Raw genomic sequence first — 18,426 nt, 5'->3', positions numbered from 1 at the left:
GCGTTCCCGGCCACCGAGTGGTATGGTTCTGGACACGGGCGAGCCGGTGCCGCAGGTGACTGCGACGAACCAGGACGGGGACCGGGTGACCGTCGACTTCGTGGCGCCGACGGTGCTGTACTTCTACCCGCGCGACGACACCCCCGGCTGTACGACCGAGGCCACGCAGTTCGACGCCGAACTCGACGCCTACCGCGAGGCCGGCGTCGCCGTCTACGGCGTCTCCACCGACGACGCCGACTCCCACCGGACCTTCGCGGACGCGCACGACCTCGACGTGGAACTGCTCGCCGACCCCGACGGCAAGATTGCCGACGCCTTCGGCGTCGACACGACCGACGGCGCGGCGACGCGGACCACCTTCGTCTGCGCCCGCAGGCAGGTCTGTGGCCTCTACGAGAGGGTCCACCCCGACGGCCACGCCCGCAACGTCCTCTTCGACATCCTCGACATCGGCCTGGCGACACTGCCGGAGTAGCGCCGTCAGCGCGCAGGCACGGCCGCTTCGGGGAGTATACACGTCTCCAGCGAGAACGGCCGGTGTGTTCCAGCCCGGCGTCCTCCCGTCGCTGCTCGCCGCTCTCATCTTCGGGGTCTACCTGTTCGTCTACAAGCGCTCGTTCGCCGACCTCCCCTCCCCGGTGTACGTCGCCACCGTCGAACTGGCCGGCCTGGCGTGGTATACCGTCGTCGCCGCGGTCACCTGGCCCGCCGGCGCACCGCTCGTCCCGCCCACCTTCGACGCGGGCGACGCCCTCCTGCTTCTGGGTATCTGTGCGGCCATCGCCGCCGCGAACCTCGTCTCCATCCACGCGTTCAAACTCGGGGACGTTTCCTACGTCGCGCCGCTGAACAAACTCGCGCCGGCCTTCGTCCTCCCCATCGAGGTGGCGGTTCTGGCCGCCGCACCGACGGCCTTCCAGACTGCCGGCCTCGCGCTCGCCGTCGTCGCCATCTACGTCGCCAACTACGAGGGCGGCGGCCTCGCGACGCCGTTTCGCCGCGCCGCGGGGTACGCGCCCGCCCGCCTGGCGCTGCTGGGCGCGGTGCTGTTCGCGCTGTCGGACGTGGGCTTTCGCGCGCTGCTGTCGGGGACGGACCTGACGCCCCAGGCCGTCGCGCTGGCCTCCTTCGCGGCGGTCGCCATCGCCGCGCTCCCGCTCGCGCTCCGGCGCGTCGAGTGGCACCGACTCCGCCCGGCGGTGCCGGGCATCGCGGCGCTGGCGGCCTTCTTCGCCGTCGCCGTCCACCTCAAGACCATCGCGTTCGACGTGGCCGCCGCCAGCGTCGTCTCGCCCATCGTCAACACCCAGGCCGTCGTCGCCGTCGTACTGGGCGGCCTGCTCCTCGGCGAGCGCGGCCTGCCGCGGCGACTCGGGGCCGCCGTCCTCGCGGTCAGCGGCGTTGCGCTCATCGCCGCCGGGTGAGGCCCGCCCGAAGGTGCAGGGCTTATAGTGCCGGCCTGCCGAACGCGTGTATATGGATTACGAGCCCCGGACCCTCGAATCGAAGTGGCGCGAGCGCTGGGACGACGAGGGTCGCTACGAGGCGACCCCGGGTGAGGACGACGACCCAACCTTCATCACCGTCCCCTACCCCTACCCGAGCGGCGGGATGCACATCGGCCACGCCCGCACGTACACCGTCCCCGACGTCTACGCCCGCTACCGCCGCCTGCAGGGCGACAACGTCCTCTTTCCCATCGCCTGGCACGTCACCGGCACGCCCATCATCGGTGCCGTCGAGCGCCTGAAGAAAGGCGAGGAGGCCCAGCTTGAGACGCTGCAAGAGGCCTTCAACGTCCCCCGCGAGGAACTGAAGGATCTGGAGACGCCGATGGGCTACGCCCGCTACTTCATCGAGGGGGGCGACTGCAGCTACAAGGCCGGGATGCAGGGGCTCGGACTCTCTATCGACTGGCGGCGGGAGTTCACGACCAACGACGACCGCTACTCGAAGTTCATCACCTGGCAGTACGAGACGCTGAAAGAGCGCGGCCTGCTGGAGAAGGGGCTCCACCCGGTCAACTACTGCACCAACGAGGAACAGCCGGTCACCGCCCACGACCTGCTGGAGGGCGAGGACGCCGAGTTCCAGGAGTTCACGCTGATTCGGTTCTCGAACGCGGAGGGCACTGTCTACCCGATGGCGACGCTCCGACCGGAGACGGTCCGCGGGGTCACCAACGCCTACGTCAACCCCGAGGGAACCTACGTCCGTGCCACCGTCGACGGCGAGGAGTGGCTCGTCTCCGAAGACGCCGCCGAGAAGTTCGAACTCCAGGACCGCGCTGTCGAGGTCCACGAGGAGTTCCCCGGCAGCGACATGGTCGGCGACACCGTCTCCAACCCGGTCACCGGCGACGAAGTCGTCGTCCTCCCTGCCGACTTCGTCGACCCCGACAACGCCACCGGCGTCGTCATGTCCGTCCCCGCCCACTCGCCCGACGACTACGTCGCGCTGGCGGAGGCGAAGGAGCGCGCCGACGACATCGCCGCCGAGTACGGCATCGACGCCGACGCCATCCGCGACATCGAACCGGTCCCCATCCTCGAAATCGAGGGCTACGGCGAGATTCCGGCCGCCGACGCTGTGGCCGCGGCGGGTATCGACTCCAGCGACGACCCGGAACTGGAGGAGGTCACGGCCGACCTCTACCAGGACGAGTTCGTCAGCGGGAAACTGCTCGATTCCTACGGCGACTTCGCGGGCGAGGTCATCGAGGACGTCCGCGAGCGCTTTCGCGACTACCACCGCGAGCAGGGCGACTTCGACCTGATGTACGAGTTCACCGAGGAGGTCGTCTGCCGTTGTGGCGGCGAGGTCGAAGTCGCCCAGCAGGACACCTGGTTCCTCCGGTACAACGACGAGGCCTGGCGCGAGAAGACCCGCGAACTCGTCGCGAACATGGAGTGCATCCCGGAGAACACCCGCGAGCAGTACGACCACACCATCGGCTGGTTGGAGGAGTGGCCCTGCATCCGCAACTACGGGCTGGGTACCCGACTGCCCTGGGACGACGAGTTCGTCATCGAACCCCTGTCGGACTCGACCATCTACATGTCCTACTACACCATCGCCCACCGCATCCAGGACATCCCGGTCGAGGATCTGGACCGCGACTTCTTCGACGCGCTGTTCTACGGCGCAGACGCCGTCGAGGACCCCGACGAGCGCGCGCTGGACCTGCGCGAGGAGTGGTCCCACTGGTACCCGGTCGACTGGCGGTGCTCGGGCAACGACCTCATCCAGAACCACCTCACATTCTTCCTCTATCACCACGCCGAACTGTTCGACCCCGACGAGTGGCCCGAGGGCATCACCGTCATGGGGATGGGCCTGCTGGAGGGCGAGAAGATGTCCTCCTCGAAGGGCCACGTCATCCTGCCCGGCGAGGCCATCGAGAAGTACGGCGCGGACACCACGCGGTTTTTCCTGCTCAACAGCGCGGAGCCCTGGCAGGACTACGACTGGCGCGAGGAACTGGTCGGCAACACCCGCGACCAGCTCCAGCGGTTCTGGTCGCGTGCCCAGGAGGTCATTGCCAGCGCGGAGCAACGCTCCGCGGCACAGTCGAGCGGCGACACGCCGCGAGACCGTGACGTGCCCGACGACGCAGACGAGGACCTCAAACACATCGACCGCTGGCTGCTCTCGAAGCTCCAGACCACCGTCGAGGAGACCACCGACGCTCTGGAGCGCTTCGAGACCCGCACCGCCAGTCAGGCGGCCTTCTACAGCTTCGAGGAGCACCTGAAGTGGTACCGCCGGCGGGCGGACCTCGACCGGCCCGGCGCGGCCTGGACGCTGCGGACGGTGCTGGAGACGCGCCTGCGCCTGCTCGCCCCCTTCGTCCCGTTCATGACGAACGAACTCCACGAGCAACTCACTGGCGAACCCGCCGAAGATGCTGCCTGGCCGGCCCCCGACGCGGCGTTCGAGTCGCCGGTCACCGAGGCCCGCGAGCAACTCGTCGAGGGCCTGCTGGCGGACGTCAACGACATCGTCGACGTGACCGGCACCGACCCCGAGACGATTCGGGTCTACACCGCCGCCGACTGGAAGCACACCGTCTTCGAGACGGTCCGCGAGACCGGCCCGGACGTCGGCGCGGTCATGGGGAAGGTCATGCAACGCGACAGCCTCCGCGAGAAGGGCGACGCGGTCAACGACCTCGCGCAGGACCTCGTGGAGTTCGTCCGCGAGCGCGACGACGAGACGCTGACGGCACTGGCCGAAATCGACGAGGCGGCGGTCTACGAGCGGGCCGTCGGCTTCCTCGAACGCGAGTTCGACGCCGACGTCGAGGTGTACGCCGAGGACGCGGACCCGGTCGACCCCGACGGGAAGGCGAGCCAGGCGGTGCCGTTCCGGCCCGCCATCCACCTCGAATAGCGCCGCCGTCCGGCGGTACGCGCGGTTTATTGTGACAGCGGCCCTACCACTCGTATGGCAACCGAGGAGTCCCCGCCGGGCCTTGAACCCGTCCAGAAGGTGTACCGCACCGTGACCCCACCCTACCGCGGGCGTTCGAACCAGCAGATGAACCTCGTCGGGTACCTCATCATCGGGGGCATGCTCATCCTCTTCGTCCCCCTCGCCCCGTTTATCATCGCCTGGTGGCTGGTCGCGAAACTGCTGGGCGCGATTCGACAGCGGGCCGAGTGACGGACTACGTTTCAGTACCCACGAGGGCAAAATCCGTTCCGATGCCACGCTCCCGGGCGTGCTCGTAGACGATGTGGGAGGCGGCCACGTCCTGGATTGCCAGGCCCGTAGAGTCGAAGACGGTGACGCCATCGCCCGCCTCCCGCCCCGGTTTCTGCCCCGCGACCACTTCGCCGAGTTCGGCGTGGATGTCCTCGTCGTCGAGCACGCCGGCGGTGTAGGGGACGTTGATTTCGCCGGAGTGGGTACACTGGGCGTGGTCGTCGATGACCACTTTCGCGTCCAGCAGCACGTCGTCGGCTATCTCGTGTTTCCCGGCGGCGTCCGCTCCCATCGCGTTGACGTGGGTGGACTCGCCGACGGACTCGACGATGGGGTCCTCGACGGGCGTGGTCGTCGAGACCACGTCGCAGGCAGCGGCCTCGTCGATGCTCCCCTCGCGCACCTCGTAGTCGTCGCCGTACTGCTCGATTATCTCGGCGATGGCGTCCGCGTCGATGTCGGCCACCACGACCGTCTCGATGTCGCGCACCCCGGCGATGGCCTCCAGTTGCGTGTGGGCCTGGATGCCGGCCCCGACCAGCCCCAGCGAGGTGGCGTCTGCGCGGGCGAGGTGCCGCGTCGCCACCGCGGCGGCCGCACCGGTGCGCAGGCGCGTCAGCGTCGTCCCGTCGAGAATCGCCAGCGGGAGCGCCGTCTCGGGGTCGGAGTATATCATCGTCCCCATGACCGTCGGCAGGTCGTGGTCGTCGGGGTTGTGCGGGTGGGAGTTGACCCACTTGACGCCGGCGGCCTCCCAGCCCTCCTCCTCGACGAGGTCGATGTAGGCGGGCATCGAGCGGAAGTCGCCGTCGTGCTGTGGCAGGTCGATGTAGGACTTGGCGGGCATCTGCACGTCGCCGCGGGCGTACGCGCCGAAGGCACCTTCTACGGCGTCGATGACAGCCGGCAGGGAGGCACTCTCGGCGACGTCCTCGGGGTCCAGCAGTAGGGTCTCCATACCCGACTCTCGGCGGCCCGCGCACTTATGATGCGGGGCACCAGGGCGTCTTACTCGGTCCCGACGGTGCGCTCGAACTCCTGGATGGCTTCGTCGCTCCCCGCGACGAACACCTCGTCGTCGCTCTCTATCGTGGTCTCCCCGTCGGTGTACACGTCCCCGTCGCGGACCAGACCGACGACGCTCCAGCCACGCGCAGTGTCCCGGCGCATGGCACCGAGCGAGTTGCCGGCGAACGACGACGCCGACGTCCGGACGAGACGGATCTGGTTTACCGGGGCCACCGTCCGCTCGCCGTGTACCTCGGACGCGACCAGGCGGGCACACACGCGCTGGGTGGAGAGGACGTAGTCGGCACCGGCCCGGAACGCCTCGGAGGTCTTCTCGGCGTCCGTGGTGCGGACGAGAATCTCGACGTCGTCTGCTATCGACCGGGCCATCGCAGCGGTCAACAGTGCGGTCGCGTCGTCGTCGACGGTCACGACAAGCGCAGAGGCCCCCGCGATGTCGGCGTCGCGCAGCGTCTCCGGCTCCGTGACGTCGCCGACGACGTCGGGGTCGGTCGCCGGGTCGTCGTCGACGGTCGTGACCGGAACGTCCGCGGGGAGTGTCTCGACGGCCGCGGCACCGCCCTCCCCGAGACCGGCGACGACGACCCGCGAGTGTCTCGATTCGCGTGGCTCGCGGACGCCGGCGGTCGCCCGTTCGAGGTCGTCGATGGCGTCTTCCGGCCCCGCGACGACCAGCACCGTGTTGGACGTGAGCCGCTCGTCCGGCGAGGGCGGGAGGCGAAACTCGCCGTCGAACCAGCCGGCGACGAGCGTCAGCTCCGGGTGGTCGGCCAGCGGCGAGTCTGCCACCCGGACGCCGTGGAGTGGGCTGTCGTGGCGAACCAGCACCTCGCGGATAGCCACTGCGCTGTCACCGGTCGCGGCCTCGACGGAGACGGGTGTGGTCGCTTTCGCGGCGAGTTGCTGGCCGATGAGTGCGTGCGGTGCGATGCTCCTGTCGACACCGACCTCTGCGAGGGCCGCCGTCCGGCGCGTCGACGGGGTGAAGCTGACGACGGTGAGGTCCTCGTTGGCTTCGAGAGCGGTCAACACGACGCTCGCGGTGCGGTCGCCGGTGTCGGTGATGAGCAGCGACGCCCGTTCGATGGTGGCGCGGTCGAGGTCGCGCCGGTCTTCGGGGTCTCCGTTGATGACCTGATAGCCCTCGTCGGAGAGGAACTTCGCCTCGTCGTCGTCGGACTCGATGAGGACGTAGTCGGTCCCGTGCTGTTCGAGTTCGTCGAGCAGCACCCCCGTCTCGCGCTCGTACTCCGCGACGACGACGTGGCCGTCTTTGGCGGACAGGCGGTCGTCGAGGTGGAGCGGCGTCCGCTCGAACAGCGGGATGACCAGCACGCGCAGCGTGACGAACCCGATTGCGACGCCCGTCACCTGCATCGTCACCATCAACACGTTCATCGCGGGCGTCGACCACGGCGAATCCGCACCGTATCCCGTCGTGGTCATCGTCTCGACGACGATCTGTGCCGAGTGAAAGACCGTCCGCGGACGTCCCTCGATGTACCGCATCCCGGCGTAGTAGACGACGGTGTAGCCTCCCACGACCAGGACGAGACCGAGTGCGTAGAAAAGGACCAACCGCTGGCGTCGCGTGAACCGCTTGGGCGGGAGCCTATCGAGAAACTCGTACGAGCGCATCTACGCAGGCTTGACTACCTGTCTACTAAACATGTCGGTGGGTGGTCGGGGAGATGGTTACGCTCCCGGGGAGACCCTTTCACTCCGGGTGGACCGCCGCCTCGCAGTCGGGACACTCCGCGAGCATCCGGGGCCACCCCTCGACCGGCCGGTACGCGATGCCGAGGTTGCCGGCCGGTACCTCCGCACCGCAGTCCGGGCACATCCCCAGCGGCGGTGGGTCCGCTGTGCTGCTCATGTCTCCTCCTCGTCGCTCGTCGCTCATTGTTACGGACTGGATACCGGCGGCTCAAGTGGACAATAGATAAAATGCAGAACGTCGTTCAGCGAGCGGTGCAGCGGTCAGGCGGAAGGTCGGCAGGGAATGCACCCGCGAGCGCTCGACCGAGCGCGAGCGGCCTTTTTTCCCCAAGTTTTTGCGAGTCGCGAGGGAGCGAAGCTCCCTCGTACCATGCGAACGGGCGCGAAGCGCCCGTTCGCAGAGAGAGAGGTGCGCCCGCGCCGAAGGCGCGGTGCGACACCCGACGACGCAAAAAGTGGGCTTACATCGCGCCGCCCATACCGCCCATGCCGCCCATGCCGCCCATGCCGCCCATGCCGCCCATTCCGCCGGGGGCGCCACCTGGGCCGCCTTCGTCCTCGTCGTCGTCGCTGCCGCCGCCCTTCAGGTCGCCGGCGGCGATGACGTCGTCGATGCGCAGGATCATCACAGCGGCTTCCGTCGCGGATTCGACGGCCTGGGTCTTGACGCGGAGCGGTTCGACGACTTCGTCGGACATGTCCTCGACCTCGCCCGTGTAGGCGTTGAGGCCGACGAGGTTGTCGCCAGCGTCGTGCTGGCTGCGCAGGTCGACCAGCGAGTCGATGGGGTCGAGCCCGGCGTTCTCGGCCAGCGTGCGCGGGATGACGTCGATGGCGTCGGCGAAGGCCTCGATGGCCAGCTGTTCGCGGCCGCCAACGGAGTCGGCGTGGTCACGCAGACCCAGCGAGAGTTCGGTCTCGGGTGCACCGCCGCCGGGGAGGACCTTGCCGTCCTCCAGCGTGGCGGCGACGACGCCCAGCGCGTCCTCGATGGCGCGCTCGACTTCGTCGACGACGTGTTCGGTGCCGCCGCGGAGGATCATCGTGACCGCGCGGGCCTCGTCGACGTCCTCGACGAAGATGTGCTCGTCGCCGGCCAGTTCCTTCTCGGTGACGGAGCCGGCGAAGCCGAGGTCGTCCTCGGTGATGTCGTCGATGTTGGAGACGATGCGTGCGCCCGTCGCGCGAGCGAGCGCCTTGATGTCGGACTTCTTGGCGCGGCGCACGGCCAGGATGCCCTCCTGGGCGAGGTAGTGCTGGGCCATGTCGTCGATGCCCTTCTGGCAGAAGACGACGTCGGCGCCGGAGGCGGCGATCTTGTCCACCATCTCCTTGAGCTGTTTCTCCTCCTGGTCGAGGAACTCCTGGAGCTGGTCGGGGTCGGAGACGTTGACCTCGGTGTCGAGTTCCGTCTCGGGGACCTCGACGGCCGTGTCCAGCAGCGCAATCTGCGCGTCCTCGGCGAACTTCGGCATGTTGTCGTGGACGCGCTCCTTGTCGATGATGACGCCCTCGACGAGCTGGGACTCGTCGATGGAGCCGCCGACGACCGTCTCGACCTTGACGTTGTCCGTGTCGATGCCCTCGTCGTCGGCGACCGACTGGACGGCGCGGCGGACGAGTTCGGCGAGCAGGTCCTTGGCGCTCTCCGCGCCCTTGCCCGTCATCGCCGTCGCGGCGACGTTCTCCAGGGTCTCGTCGTCGTCGGCGTCGACCTCGATGGCCTCCTCCTCGAGGATCTCCTTTGCCTTCTCGGCGGCCTGGCGGTACCCCTGGGCCAGGATGGTCGCGTGGATGTCCTGGTCGAGCAGGTCCTCGGCCTTGCTGAGGAGTTCACCGGCGATGACGACTGCGGTCGTCGTGCCGTCGCCGACCTCGTCTTCCTGGGTCTGGGCGACTTCGACGATCATGTTCGCCGCGGGGTGCTCGATGTCCATCTCGTCGAGGATGGTGACGCCGTCGTTGGTGACGACGACGCTGCCCGCGTTGTCGACGAGCATCTTGTCCATGCCTTTCGGGCCGAGCGTCGTCCGGACGGACTCGGCGACGGCCTTGCCGGCTGTGATGTTCATCGACTGTGCGTCCTTCCCCGAGGTTCGCTGGGAGTCCTCGGAAAGTACGATGAGGGGCTGGTTACCCATCTGCTGAGCCATAGTCATGGAAGGATTGAATGTGATTCTATATAAATCTGGTGGATATCGCCTGCCAACAGTTCGCAAGACGGCCCCCCGGTAGCCCCCAACGAGCGCCGCTACGACTAGATTTAAATAGGATAGTTCGCACTTCGGGGGACTCTTTTGGTCGTTCCCGCCGTCTCTCCAGTATGAGCACGACAACTCGCACCGTCTCGCTCGACCGCGGGGACCTGCCCACGGTCGTCGCGAGCGTCCTCCTCGTCAACGTCGTTGGTGCGGCCCCCGCCGTCCTCGCCGGGCCGGACTCGGCGTGGTTCCAGGCGCTGGACAAGCCCGCCATCTACCCGCCGCCGTGGGTGTTCGGCGTCGTCTGGACGACGCTGTTCACGCTGCTGGGCGTCGCCCTCGCCATCGTCTGGCTGTCGGGCACCGACCGCCGGCCGGTCCGCATCGCGCTCGGCCTGTTCGTCCTCCAGATGGTCTTCAACGTCGCCTGGACGCCGGCCTTTTTCGCGCTGGAGGACCTGCTTCTGGGGCTGGTCGTCATCGTCTCGCTGTGGCCGCTCGTCGTCGCGACGCTGGTCGCCTTCGCTCGCGTCGACCGCCGCGCCGGGGCCCTGGTCGCCCCCTACCTCCTGTGGGTCACCTTCGCGGCCGTCCTGAACTACCAGTTCCTCGCGCTGAACTGACCGCCCTCACCCCGTCGTGGTTCCGCGTGTCGCCAGCACACCACCCAGCAGCACGAGGCCCGCGAACGCAGCGGCCGCGGCGACGCCGAAGACGCCCCGCACCCCGGCGAACGGAATCACGGTCCCGAACGCCAGCGGCGAGACGAACTGCCCCAGGTAGCCCGCCGAGGCGACGTAGGAACTGAGACTCCCCTGGCGGTCGGGCGGTGCCAGCGCCTCTATCCAGCCGAAGGTAGCGGGAAAGACCAGCCCCGTCCCGAGTCCGAGGAGGACGACCGGTGCGCCGGCGGCGACCGGGGCGTCGACGACGGCCGCCAGCGCGAACCCGCCGGCCCACAGCGCGAACGCCGCGAGCGCGAGCAGCGGGCGGCTAAAGCGCGCCAGCAGGCGGTCGTACAGCGCCGCCGCGAGCGCCGAGGACGTGCCGTTGACCGCCAGGTAGACGCCGACCGCCAACGTCGACGTGACGCCGAAGCCGGCGACCAGTTGCGGGTAGTAGACCACGACGACGTACAGGAAGACGTTGGCCCCGAAGTACAGGAGATAGACCGCGGGAATCGCCGGAATCCGTCGGAACACGGCCAGCAGATTCCGGATTTGTGTCAGGATGTCGGGGTTCTCTGCGGTATTCCGCCGACCGTGACCGGTCTCCGGAACCGTCGCGACGGCGAGCAGGCCCAGCGGTACCGCCACGAGATAGACGCCGAAGGGTGCCTGCCAGGAGATCGCGCCGAGTGCCCCGCCGACCAGCGGCCAGACCGCCGCACCGAGGCTGTTCGCGCTACTGCGGAGGCCGAGCGCGCGGTCCATCCGCTGGCCCTGGTACAGCGTGAAGATGAGGACGGTGATGGCGGTGTAGACGAAGGCGACGCCGACGCCGAGGACGACCCGCGAGAGCAGGAGCGGGACGAACTCCTCGACGAGCAGGCCGGCACCGCCGCCGGCCCCGTAGACGAGCAGGCCCCCGACCAGCGGTTTGCGCGGCCCGAGGCGGTCGATGACCGCGCCCGCGACGGGGCTCACGAGGACGATGAGGATGCCGTGGGTCGTGATGATGAGCCCCGCGAGCGACTCGGAGACGCCGACGCCAAGTTGTATCTGCCGGACGACGGGACCGATGATTGCGCCGGCCATCACTGTCAGCGTCGCAGCGGCGAGAATCAGCCACAACACTGCGCGTGGCGGCGCGGAGTCGTCCATCTACCCGCCGTTCTTGCGGCTTGCATACCACCGTTTCGCTTGCGGTCAGCGCCTCGGTAGACGGTGGCGGGTCGGCTCGTCTTGTACGCCCTGATACACCATCCCAAGACAACTCCTGTCACAGGATCCTATGACTACCTGGGCTTCAGCATCGACGTGAACCACACCAGTCGCTCGTGCCCGCTTCGCTGTAAGCCCGATGGGTACCCCCCCATCCCCCCCCATCGTGAGCGCATCCCCACTGTAGTGAGCAGGCCCCATCTGCTCTGGCCCCATCTGCTCTGCACGGTGACAGTCCCCTCCCTCGCGCCCGGTGCTTGTCAGGAATCGGTCGTCGCCACCGCACGCACGGGACTCGCCTCGGCTTCGAGTGCGAGCGGCAGCGCTGTCAGTTCGAACTCCGCCGGCAGTCGCGACAGCCCACGGAGATTCTCCACGACGAGGCACTCCGCCGCGAAGAGTGCGTCGTGTGCCGGCAGTCCGTCGGGCTCTCCGTCGCGCTCCCGCGCGGGGTCGGCGCTGGGCGTCGGGTCGGGGCCGAAGGTGTCCAGCCCGACGCTGTAGCCGTGGTCGCCACACCACGCGGCGGCGTCGGCGGTCAGATACGGGTGGTCGCGGTACCGCTCGGTGCCCCAGTGCTCGCTCCAGTCGGTCCGGACGACGAGCAGGTCGTGGTCGGTCGGGTCGGGCAGTGCGTCGACACCGATGGGCTCGCGCTCGCCGACGCCGGTGCAGTCCACCACCAGCGCGTCGAACGAGAAGGCCGACAGCGGGAACTCGTCGAGGGTCTTCCCGTCGGCCAGCGTGTGCGCCGGCGCGTCGACGTGGGTTCCCACGTGGGTATCGAGGTCGAGTTCGGTCACGCGCGCGCCGTCGTCCTCGACTGTGGTCACCGACGCGACGCGAACCGCGCGGCTGCCGGGGTAGACTGGCATCCCGTTCGTGACGGGGTGAGAGAGGTCGAAGTGGGACACGAAAAACAGCGGGTCAGCCGTGGAACTGGTGATACTCCATCCCCTTGTGCTTGAGTTCGTTGCGCTTGCGTTCGAGGAAGGAGTAGACGGAGCCGTGGGGCGCGCCGTCGAGAATCATCTCGGCGGCCTCGCGGACGGCCTCGACCTGCTGTGGCCCGCCGATGATGCCCAGCGTCGAGCCGTAGATGGTGACCGACGCGCCGGTCAGTTCCTGCATGAGTTCGCGCGTGCGCCCGCCCTCGCCGATGAGCCGGCCCTTGTGGCGGCGCAGGTCGTTCTTGTTGCGCGAGGCGGCGTCGATGTCGACGATGTCGAACATCATCATGTCGTCTTCCAGCAATCGCAGGGCGTCCTCGGGGGCGAACCCGCGGCCGATGGCCTTGACGATGTCCGGCCCCTTCAGCCCCTTGATGGGGTCGCCGACCTTCTCGATGCTGACCTTGCCGCTCTCGGAGTCGATGTCGAGGCGGACCTCCGCGCTCTCCTCGATTTCGCGCATCGTCTCGCCGCCCGCCCCGATGAGAACACCGATGCGGTCGTCGGGGACCTTCACGTGCTGCATAACTATACCACCTGTACGCGGTTGCGGACTTAAAGTTCTTCGTCGTCGCCCCCGCGACGCCCGGTTTTATACTCCTCTCCGCTCTCACCACCGCCCATGAGCAGCCCCCGCCGTCGCGCCCGCGAGAACCTCACCGGCATCGTCTCGGTGCTCGTGACCGGCATCTGGATGGCAGCCCTCTTCCTCGATTTCGACTGGTGGCTCGGCTTCATGCTCTTTGGCTACATCGTCCTCGTCCCCGTCACCGCGCTCCTGTTCGGTGACGAGTCCGACGTCGCGGAGTGGTGGGACGACGACGTCGAGGGTATCGAGGAGGAGACGGAGGCGAGCCACAGCGAGGCAGACGACGCCCTGCAGCAGCTCCGCTCGCGGTACGCCCGCGGCGAACTCACCGACGAGCAGTTCGAGCGGAAACTGGAGCGACTGCTCGAAACGGAGACGCTGGAGGACGTCGAGGAGGGGACGCGCCGCTCCCGCGAGACGGAACTGGACCGGGAGTAGTCAGTCACAGTCGAGTCGCTCCGGGCTTCGTCTCAGCCGTAGTACGCGGCCAGCCCGCCGCCGGCCATGCCGACGCCGCCGAGCACCGTCAGCCAGAGGCCGAGGCCGGGCTGGAGCAACGCACCGACGAGCTGTGCCCCGGGCCCGCCGCCCAGCGGGATGTTCGGCGCGACGACGTAGACGCCAGCGAGGACGGTGACGAGCACGCCCAGGACGACCGCGGCGGTCTGTGCGTTCTCCCGCTCGAAGCCTGTCGCGGCGAGTGCGGCACAGACGACCGCCAGCACCGCGGTGACGACGCCGTTGAAGATGGGGCTGACGTCCCCGAACATCGCGATGCCGCTCGCCGACGCCGACCCGCCGGCCGTCCCCAGGCTGCCGCTACCGATGGACACCCACGTCAGGAACGCGCCGACGATTGCCAGCGCTGCCCCGACGAGGACGACCAACTGCATTCCCTCGAATCGCATCCCTGCGGCCTCGATGCTCGTCGTGTCTGTCGACATGCGTCGAGGGTGACAGCCTCGTTACTTAAGGATTCTGTCACCGGAGTGGACGGCGACTCCTCACTCGCCGTTCTCCGGGTCGCCGTGGTCGTGGACGTACGCCAGCAACTGGTCGCCGTCGGTGTCGACGCCCTGGCGGGCGAAGAAGTTCGCCACGTTCTCGCAGTCGCGTTCGAGAAAGTCCTCGTGGTTCGGGTGGTGGACGGTCATCGCCTGGCCGAGGTCGATGATGTACAACTGGGAGTCCTCGACGACGATGTTGTACTCCGAGAGGTCGCCGTGGACGAGGCCGGCGTCGTAGAGCCGGCACATGTACTCGCGGACGACTTCGTAGGCCGTCTCGGGGTTCTCGATGTGGACCTCGCCCAGTCGCTTCGCGCGGCCGGTGTCGGTCCCGATGTACTCCATCACGAGGACGTTGCGCTCGACGGCGATGGGGACGGGGACGCGCACGCCGGCTTTCCGCGCGCGCCGGAGGTTCGCGAACTCCTTGCGGACCCACGCCATCACGATGGACTTCTTGTCGTGTCCCAGCGTCTCGAAGCGGGGGTCCCCCTCCAGGTAGTCGCCCATCTCGCGGAAGTCGGAGGCGTTGATGCGGTATATCTTGACGGCGACCTCGTGGCGTTCCTCGGGGTCCGCGTCGAGTTCGACGCTGGCCTGCTCGCCGCCGAGTGCGGTGTAGACGTTGGCCTCCTTGCCCGTCGAGATGGGGCCGCCGAAGGCGTCGATGTAGCCGTCCTGGACCAGTTTGTAGAGCGCGCCGTAGGTGGCGTCGTCGAAGACGCTCTCGGAGACTTTGAACTGCTCCGCGTCCTTGATGCGCTCGCGGAACTCGCTGAACTCCCGGTCGCGCTTGCGCGCGATGCGGTCGGCCTCGGTGTCGGCGTAGTCGATTTCCTCCCACTCGTCGCCGGGAGCGTCGGCCTCCTCTGGGGCTACCAGCCCGAAGTCCCCTGTCATCTACGTCCGGGTACGAGACGAACGACCAAAAGGTGGGTGCCTCCCGACGGCGGTTAGCTCTGGATGTGGCCCTCGTCGCGCAACTGGTCGGCCTCCTGCTTCTCGTAGCGCCACGTGATGTCCGCCTTCTCGTCCTGCCAGTCCCACGGGTCCACCAGCACCACGTCGTCCTCGCGAATCCAGATGCGTTTCTGCATCTTCCCGGGGATGCGCGCCGTCCGCTCGACGCCGTCCATACACCGTACTTTCACGCGATTCGCCCCCAGCATGTCTGTCACGACTGCGAATACCTCGTCGTCGTCGGGCATCCGCAGGTCCTTTCGCCCGTCGTTGTCGCTCATAGCCGACCGTTCGCCGGCGAACGGGTTTAAACTTTCCAAGATTTCACTGCCAGACCGTGACACTCCATACCACACTGCCCTATCGACCGGCGGTATTTAAGTCGCCCCGGTGGCGAGTCCCGCCCATGCTCGACAAACTCGGTCTGCCCGGCCTCCTGGGCCTGCTGGTCATGCTCGGCGGCATCGTCGTCGTCGCCGTCGAGAGTCTGATTCTCGCCGGCGGCATCGCGCTGGTCATCGCCGGCCTCGGACTCGTCGTCTTCGGCCTCGTCAAGAACCTGCTGGCGTCCTTCGGCATGGGCGGCATGATGTAAGACCACGTTTTTGCCGGTCGGGTTACCTCGCTCACGTCGTTCGCTGCGGGAACAGCGTGGCGGTTACACCGCCACGTCATTCGGTTGTGGGCCTCGGCCCGCAACCCACTCCCGGCAAAAACCTGGAAAAAAGCCGGAGTCCCACTCCGTTCGACTCCGGTGAACCGCGTGCCGCGGGCGTGCGGATGCTACTTTTTGACTGCCTACTCCCACTCGTGCGTGGACACCGTATGGTCTACCGCCATCGCAATCCACGCGTCGTCTCGCGTGATGTCCGCGACGACGAGGTGGTCGGTGCTGTCGATGGTATCGACGGCACTCACGACCTCGCTGGTCTCAGCCGACCCCTTCTCGACTGGTTCGACGGTGTCCGTCATATATAATTATCTCTCGCATCACAGTATGAATGTTTTGAAGTTCGTTCGTTTGAATCAGATGTACGCACTCTCACACTGTATATGAATACGAACGTCTACTGAGGGCTACAGAGATTTCAGACTCGTCTGGCACTCCCCGTGATTCCTGCAAGTTACGGCTCGGAACGCGTGAGAAATCCTCTGTTTGCGGGAATTTTCGACCCGGGACTCTCTCCCGTCTGCCCGTTCCGCGGCTCCTGCGTCGCCGCTCCACTACGAGGTCTCGTTCACTGTGGTCGCGGTTTCACCGCTCCCATTGTCGAGGCGTTCCCGCTGGTCACGCCTCGCACTCACTCGACCTCGCTCACTCCGCAGTTCCGCGGCTCCTGCGTCGCCGCTCCACTACGAGGTCTCGTTCACTTCGTTCACTCGACCTCGCCTGCCCGATGCTCGGATATCAACTGGTCGACCATCTCGGCGCTGCGCTGGCGCTCGCGCTCCCGCACCCGTTCCTCCCAGTCCTCGATGGCCGCCTCGACCTCCGACTCGCGGGCGACGGCCAGTTCGTCCACTTCCTGGACGGTCACCATATCCGCGGGCGCGACGGGGATGTCGTGCTCGAAGAGCACGCGGTCGGCCATGTCCGACAGGCCGCCGTTGCGCAGGACGACCTGGGGGTTCACCTCGGCCAGCCGGCGTGCCGTCGACTCGCCGGCACCGCTGGCGTCCCGGAGCATGATGACGTCGTCCTCGGCCAGCCCGAAACTCTCCTCTGCTGCCTCGATGGCGCCGGTGGTGAACTGCTCGACGACCTTCACCGGCACCAGGCCGGCCTGCTTCTCGGCGACGTCCGCGAAGTTGGAGTGGTCGAGCTTCCACAGCGCCTTTAGCCGCTCCAGTTTCCCCTCAAGGTCCTCGATGCGCTCCGCTTTCGTCTCCAGTTTCCGCTCCAGCCGGTCGTTCTTCCGCTCCAGCCGGGTGACCTCCCGGCGCTTGCGCGCCTCGCGGCGCTCCTCGCGTTTGGCCGCCGACAGTTCCGTCTCGTAGGTGTCTATCTGCTCGTCCTTCCGCGCGACGGTCTCCTTCAGGTCGTCGACGTGGCCCTCCAGGCGCTCGACGCGGGCCTTCAGGCGCTTTATTTGTTTCTCCTCCTCGGTCAGTTCCCGCTCGGTGTGTTCGCTCTCGTCGTCCTCGCCGGCGGTGTCGTCCTGGGTGAGGTCCGCCAGCACGGACTCGACGGACTCCTCGCCGGCGACGACGCGGGCGACGACCTCGCCCACCTCGTGGCGGGGCGGGACCTTCGCGGCGACGCGCTCGAACTGGTCCTCGTGGTCGTCGTACGCCGTGAGTGCGGCCGCCAGCGCGTCGCGCTCGTGGTCGTTGTCCCACCCCTCCTCGCGCGTCCGGTGTTGCTTCGTGTCCACCGGCAGGTCCCGCTCGGGTTCCCAGCCGGCGGCGTCGAAGCTCCGCCGTATCTTCTCGACGGTCTCGGGCATCGGCGTCACGTCCGCGGCGACGACGATCGGCCGCCCGCGCTCGATTATCCACTCGATGACCGCGGCGGTGTCCGCCGTCCGGGTGCTCAGCACGTCCAGCACCTCGCCGTCGAGTCCGACGACGGCGACGGCAGTCGTCGTGCCGGGGTCGATGCCCACCAGCACGTGGTCCCGGCGCTTGGCGAGCGGGCGGAACTCGATACCGTCCCGGCGGACCCGTTCGATTTCGATGCGCACGTCGCCGTTGCGCTCCCTGCTCACTGGGATGTCCTGTGGCCGCGCCTCGACGGTGAAGATGGCGTTGGAGAACCCGCCGTACTTCTCGGTCGCGTCGCGGTCGTACTCCAGGCCGGCGTCGTCGAGTTCGGATTCGACCTCGCGGGCGCGCCGTTTGACCGAACCGTGGATGCGCCGCGTGTAGCGGTCCTCGCTCCAGCCGCCACCGCCGCCGGTCGAGCGCCCGCGGGCGACCTTGACTTCCGTCCGGTCGGTGAAGGCGGTCACCGCCTGGCCGACGTTGGCGGCGGCGAGTCGGGCGGCGGCCTCGGCCTCCTTCATCGGGTCCTTGCCGTAGGGTACGCCGTGGCGCGAGGCGACCCGCGAGAGCGGCTCGGGCTGTTCTGCCCCGGTCACCTGCACGAGTCTCGTCTCGTCCGGGATGCTGCCGAGGAAGTGGACGAGCGCGTCCTTGTCCTCGGCGAGTTCGTACATGTTGTCCGTGGCGACGATGGCCGGCACCTCGCCGTCGATGCGCCGGCGGAGCTTCCGATAGCTCACCACGTCGCGCTCGACGGTCTCGCCGTCGAAGACCGCGAGCGCGTAGGAGGGCGCGTCCCCGCGGACGTCCCCGCTCTGGATGTCCACCCCGAAGACGACCGTGTCGAGGGCTTCCGTGCGGCCGTTCACGGAAACCGATAGGCGACGCCAGTGT

General features: G+C 67.9%; 19 protein-coding genes. 7 read left to right on the top strand and 12 right to left on the bottom strand.

Translation table 11 applies throughout. The annotated features are described in order from the left end of the window. Positions 1-22 precede the first annotated feature (22 nt). The 4 genes from WDJ57_RS10375 to WDJ57_RS10360 all read left to right on the top strand — a co-directional run bounded on the left by WDJ57_RS10375 (position 23) and on the right by WDJ57_RS10360 (position 4,668). Positions 23-478 (top strand): peroxiredoxin, encoded by a 456-nt coding sequence (locus WDJ57_RS10375; protein WP_338906125.1) that lies wholly within the window; start codon positions 23-25, stop codon positions 476-478. Positions 479-542: 64 nt separating this feature from the next. Then, positions 543-1,427: an EamA family transporter gene (locus WDJ57_RS10370; protein ID WP_338906124.1), complete on the top strand. Its 885-nt coding sequence runs from the start codon at positions 543-545 to the stop codon at positions 1,425-1,427. 52 nt (positions 1,428-1,479) lie between these two features. Continuing rightward, complete coding sequence (gene leuS, locus WDJ57_RS10365) at positions 1,480-4,395, top strand: leucine--tRNA ligase (RefSeq protein ID WP_338906123.1); 2,916 nt, start codon at positions 1,480-1,482, stop codon at positions 4,393-4,395. Between the two features lie 54 nt (positions 4,396-4,449). Beyond that, entirely contained in the window at positions 4,450-4,668 is a 219-nt protein-coding gene (locus WDJ57_RS10360; RefSeq protein ID WP_338906121.1) for a DUF7535 family protein, read from the top strand. 4 nt (positions 4,669-4,672) lie between these two features. Here WDJ57_RS10360 and WDJ57_RS10355 read toward each other — a convergent pair whose 3' ends face one another. The 4 genes from WDJ57_RS10355 to thsA form a co-directional block, all read right to left on the bottom strand. Beyond that, complete coding sequence (locus WDJ57_RS10355; RefSeq protein WP_338906119.1) at positions 4,673-5,668, bottom strand: ornithine cyclodeaminase family protein; 996 nt, start codon at positions 5,666-5,668, stop codon at positions 4,673-4,675. Between the two features lie 50 nt (positions 5,669-5,718). Further along, complete coding sequence (locus WDJ57_RS10350; RefSeq protein WP_338906117.1) at positions 5,719-7,377, bottom strand: NAD-binding protein; 1,659 nt, start codon at positions 7,375-7,377, stop codon at positions 5,719-5,721. 79 nt (positions 7,378-7,456) lie between these two features. Then, entirely contained in the window at positions 7,457-7,615 is a 159-nt protein-coding gene (locus WDJ57_RS10345; protein ID WP_338906115.1) for a hypothetical protein, read from the bottom strand. A 304-nt stretch (positions 7,616-7,919) separates the two neighbouring features. After that, entirely contained in the window at positions 7,920-9,599 is a 1,680-nt protein-coding gene (thsA, locus tag WDJ57_RS10340; protein ID WP_338906113.1) for a thermosome subunit alpha, read from the bottom strand. 182 nt (positions 9,600-9,781) lie between these two features. Between thsA and WDJ57_RS10335 the strand changes: the two genes are divergently transcribed. Beyond that, positions 9,782-10,282: a TspO/MBR family protein gene (locus tag WDJ57_RS10335; protein WP_338906111.1), complete on the top strand. Its 501-nt coding sequence runs from the start codon at positions 9,782-9,784 to the stop codon at positions 10,280-10,282. 6 nt (positions 10,283-10,288) lie between these two features. On the opposite strand, the gene WDJ57_RS10330 is transcribed toward WDJ57_RS10335, so the two are convergent. The 3 genes from WDJ57_RS10330 to WDJ57_RS10320 all read right to left on the bottom strand — a co-directional run bounded on the left by WDJ57_RS10330 (position 10,289) and on the right by WDJ57_RS10320 (position 13,018). Next, a complete protein-coding gene (locus WDJ57_RS10330; RefSeq protein WP_338906109.1) occupies positions 10,289-11,482 on the bottom strand; it encodes an MFS transporter in 1,194 nt (397 codons plus the stop codon). A gap of 320 nt (positions 11,483-11,802) precedes the next feature. Continuing rightward, entirely contained in the window at positions 11,803-12,417 is a 615-nt protein-coding gene (locus WDJ57_RS10325; RefSeq protein WP_417750485.1) for a cyclase family protein, read from the bottom strand. Between the two features lie 52 nt (positions 12,418-12,469). After that, positions 12,470-13,018, bottom strand: coding sequence for a KH domain-containing protein (locus tag WDJ57_RS10320; RefSeq protein WP_338906106.1), 549 nt, complete (start codon positions 13,016-13,018; stop codon positions 12,470-12,472). Positions 13,019-13,114: 96 nt separating this feature from the next. Between WDJ57_RS10320 and WDJ57_RS10315 the strand changes: the two genes are divergently transcribed. Beyond that, the gene (locus WDJ57_RS10315; protein WP_338906105.1) at positions 13,115-13,519 is read left to right on the top strand and encodes an SHOCT domain-containing protein; all 405 of its coding nucleotides are present in this window, start codon (positions 13,115-13,117) and stop codon (positions 13,517-13,519) included. A gap of 32 nt (positions 13,520-13,551) precedes the next feature. Here WDJ57_RS10315 and WDJ57_RS10310 read toward each other — a convergent pair whose 3' ends face one another. From WDJ57_RS10310 to eif1A, 3 genes are read right to left on the bottom strand one after another with little or no spacing between them, the layout of a single operon-like run. Next, positions 13,552-14,025, bottom strand: a complete 474-nt coding sequence (locus tag WDJ57_RS10310; protein ID WP_338906104.1) for a hypothetical protein — start codon at positions 14,023-14,025, stop codon at positions 13,552-13,554. Positions 14,026-14,085: 60 nt separating this feature from the next. Continuing rightward, positions 14,086-14,988, bottom strand: coding sequence for a serine/threonine-protein kinase Rio1 (rio1, locus tag WDJ57_RS10305; RefSeq protein WP_338906103.1), 903 nt, complete (start codon positions 14,986-14,988; stop codon positions 14,086-14,088). Positions 14,989-15,041: 53 nt separating this feature from the next. Beyond that, positions 15,042-15,329, bottom strand: a complete 288-nt coding sequence (gene eif1A / locus WDJ57_RS10300; protein WP_338906101.1) for a translation initiation factor eIF-1A — start codon at positions 15,327-15,329, stop codon at positions 15,042-15,044. Positions 15,330-15,454: 125 nt separating this feature from the next. On the opposite strand from eif1A, the gene WDJ57_RS10295 reads away from it, so the two are divergent. After that, positions 15,455-15,643: a DUF7470 family protein gene (locus tag WDJ57_RS10295; protein WP_338906099.1), complete on the top strand. Its 189-nt coding sequence runs from the start codon at positions 15,455-15,457 to the stop codon at positions 15,641-15,643. Positions 15,644-15,846: 203 nt separating this feature from the next. Here WDJ57_RS10295 and WDJ57_RS10290 read toward each other — a convergent pair whose 3' ends face one another. Together WDJ57_RS10290 and WDJ57_RS10285 are read right to left on the bottom strand one after the other, a co-directional pair. Then, positions 15,847-16,020: a DUF7556 family protein gene (locus WDJ57_RS10290; RefSeq protein WP_338906097.1), complete on the bottom strand. Its 174-nt coding sequence runs from the start codon at positions 16,018-16,020 to the stop codon at positions 15,847-15,849. Between the two features lie 404 nt (positions 16,021-16,424). Next, positions 16,425-18,401, bottom strand: coding sequence for a DUF460 domain-containing protein (locus WDJ57_RS10285; RefSeq protein WP_338906096.1), 1,977 nt, complete (start codon positions 18,399-18,401; stop codon positions 16,425-16,427). Between the last annotated feature and the right edge of the window lie 25 nt (positions 18,402-18,426).

The organism is Salinibaculum sp. SYNS191, from assembly GCF_037338445.1.
Lineage (GTDB): Archaea > Halobacteriota > Halobacteria > Halobacteriales > Haloarculaceae > Salinibaculum > Salinibaculum marinum.
Note: the sequence above shows the minus strand (reverse complement) of the source record. Positions and strands in the feature narration are given on the sequence as shown.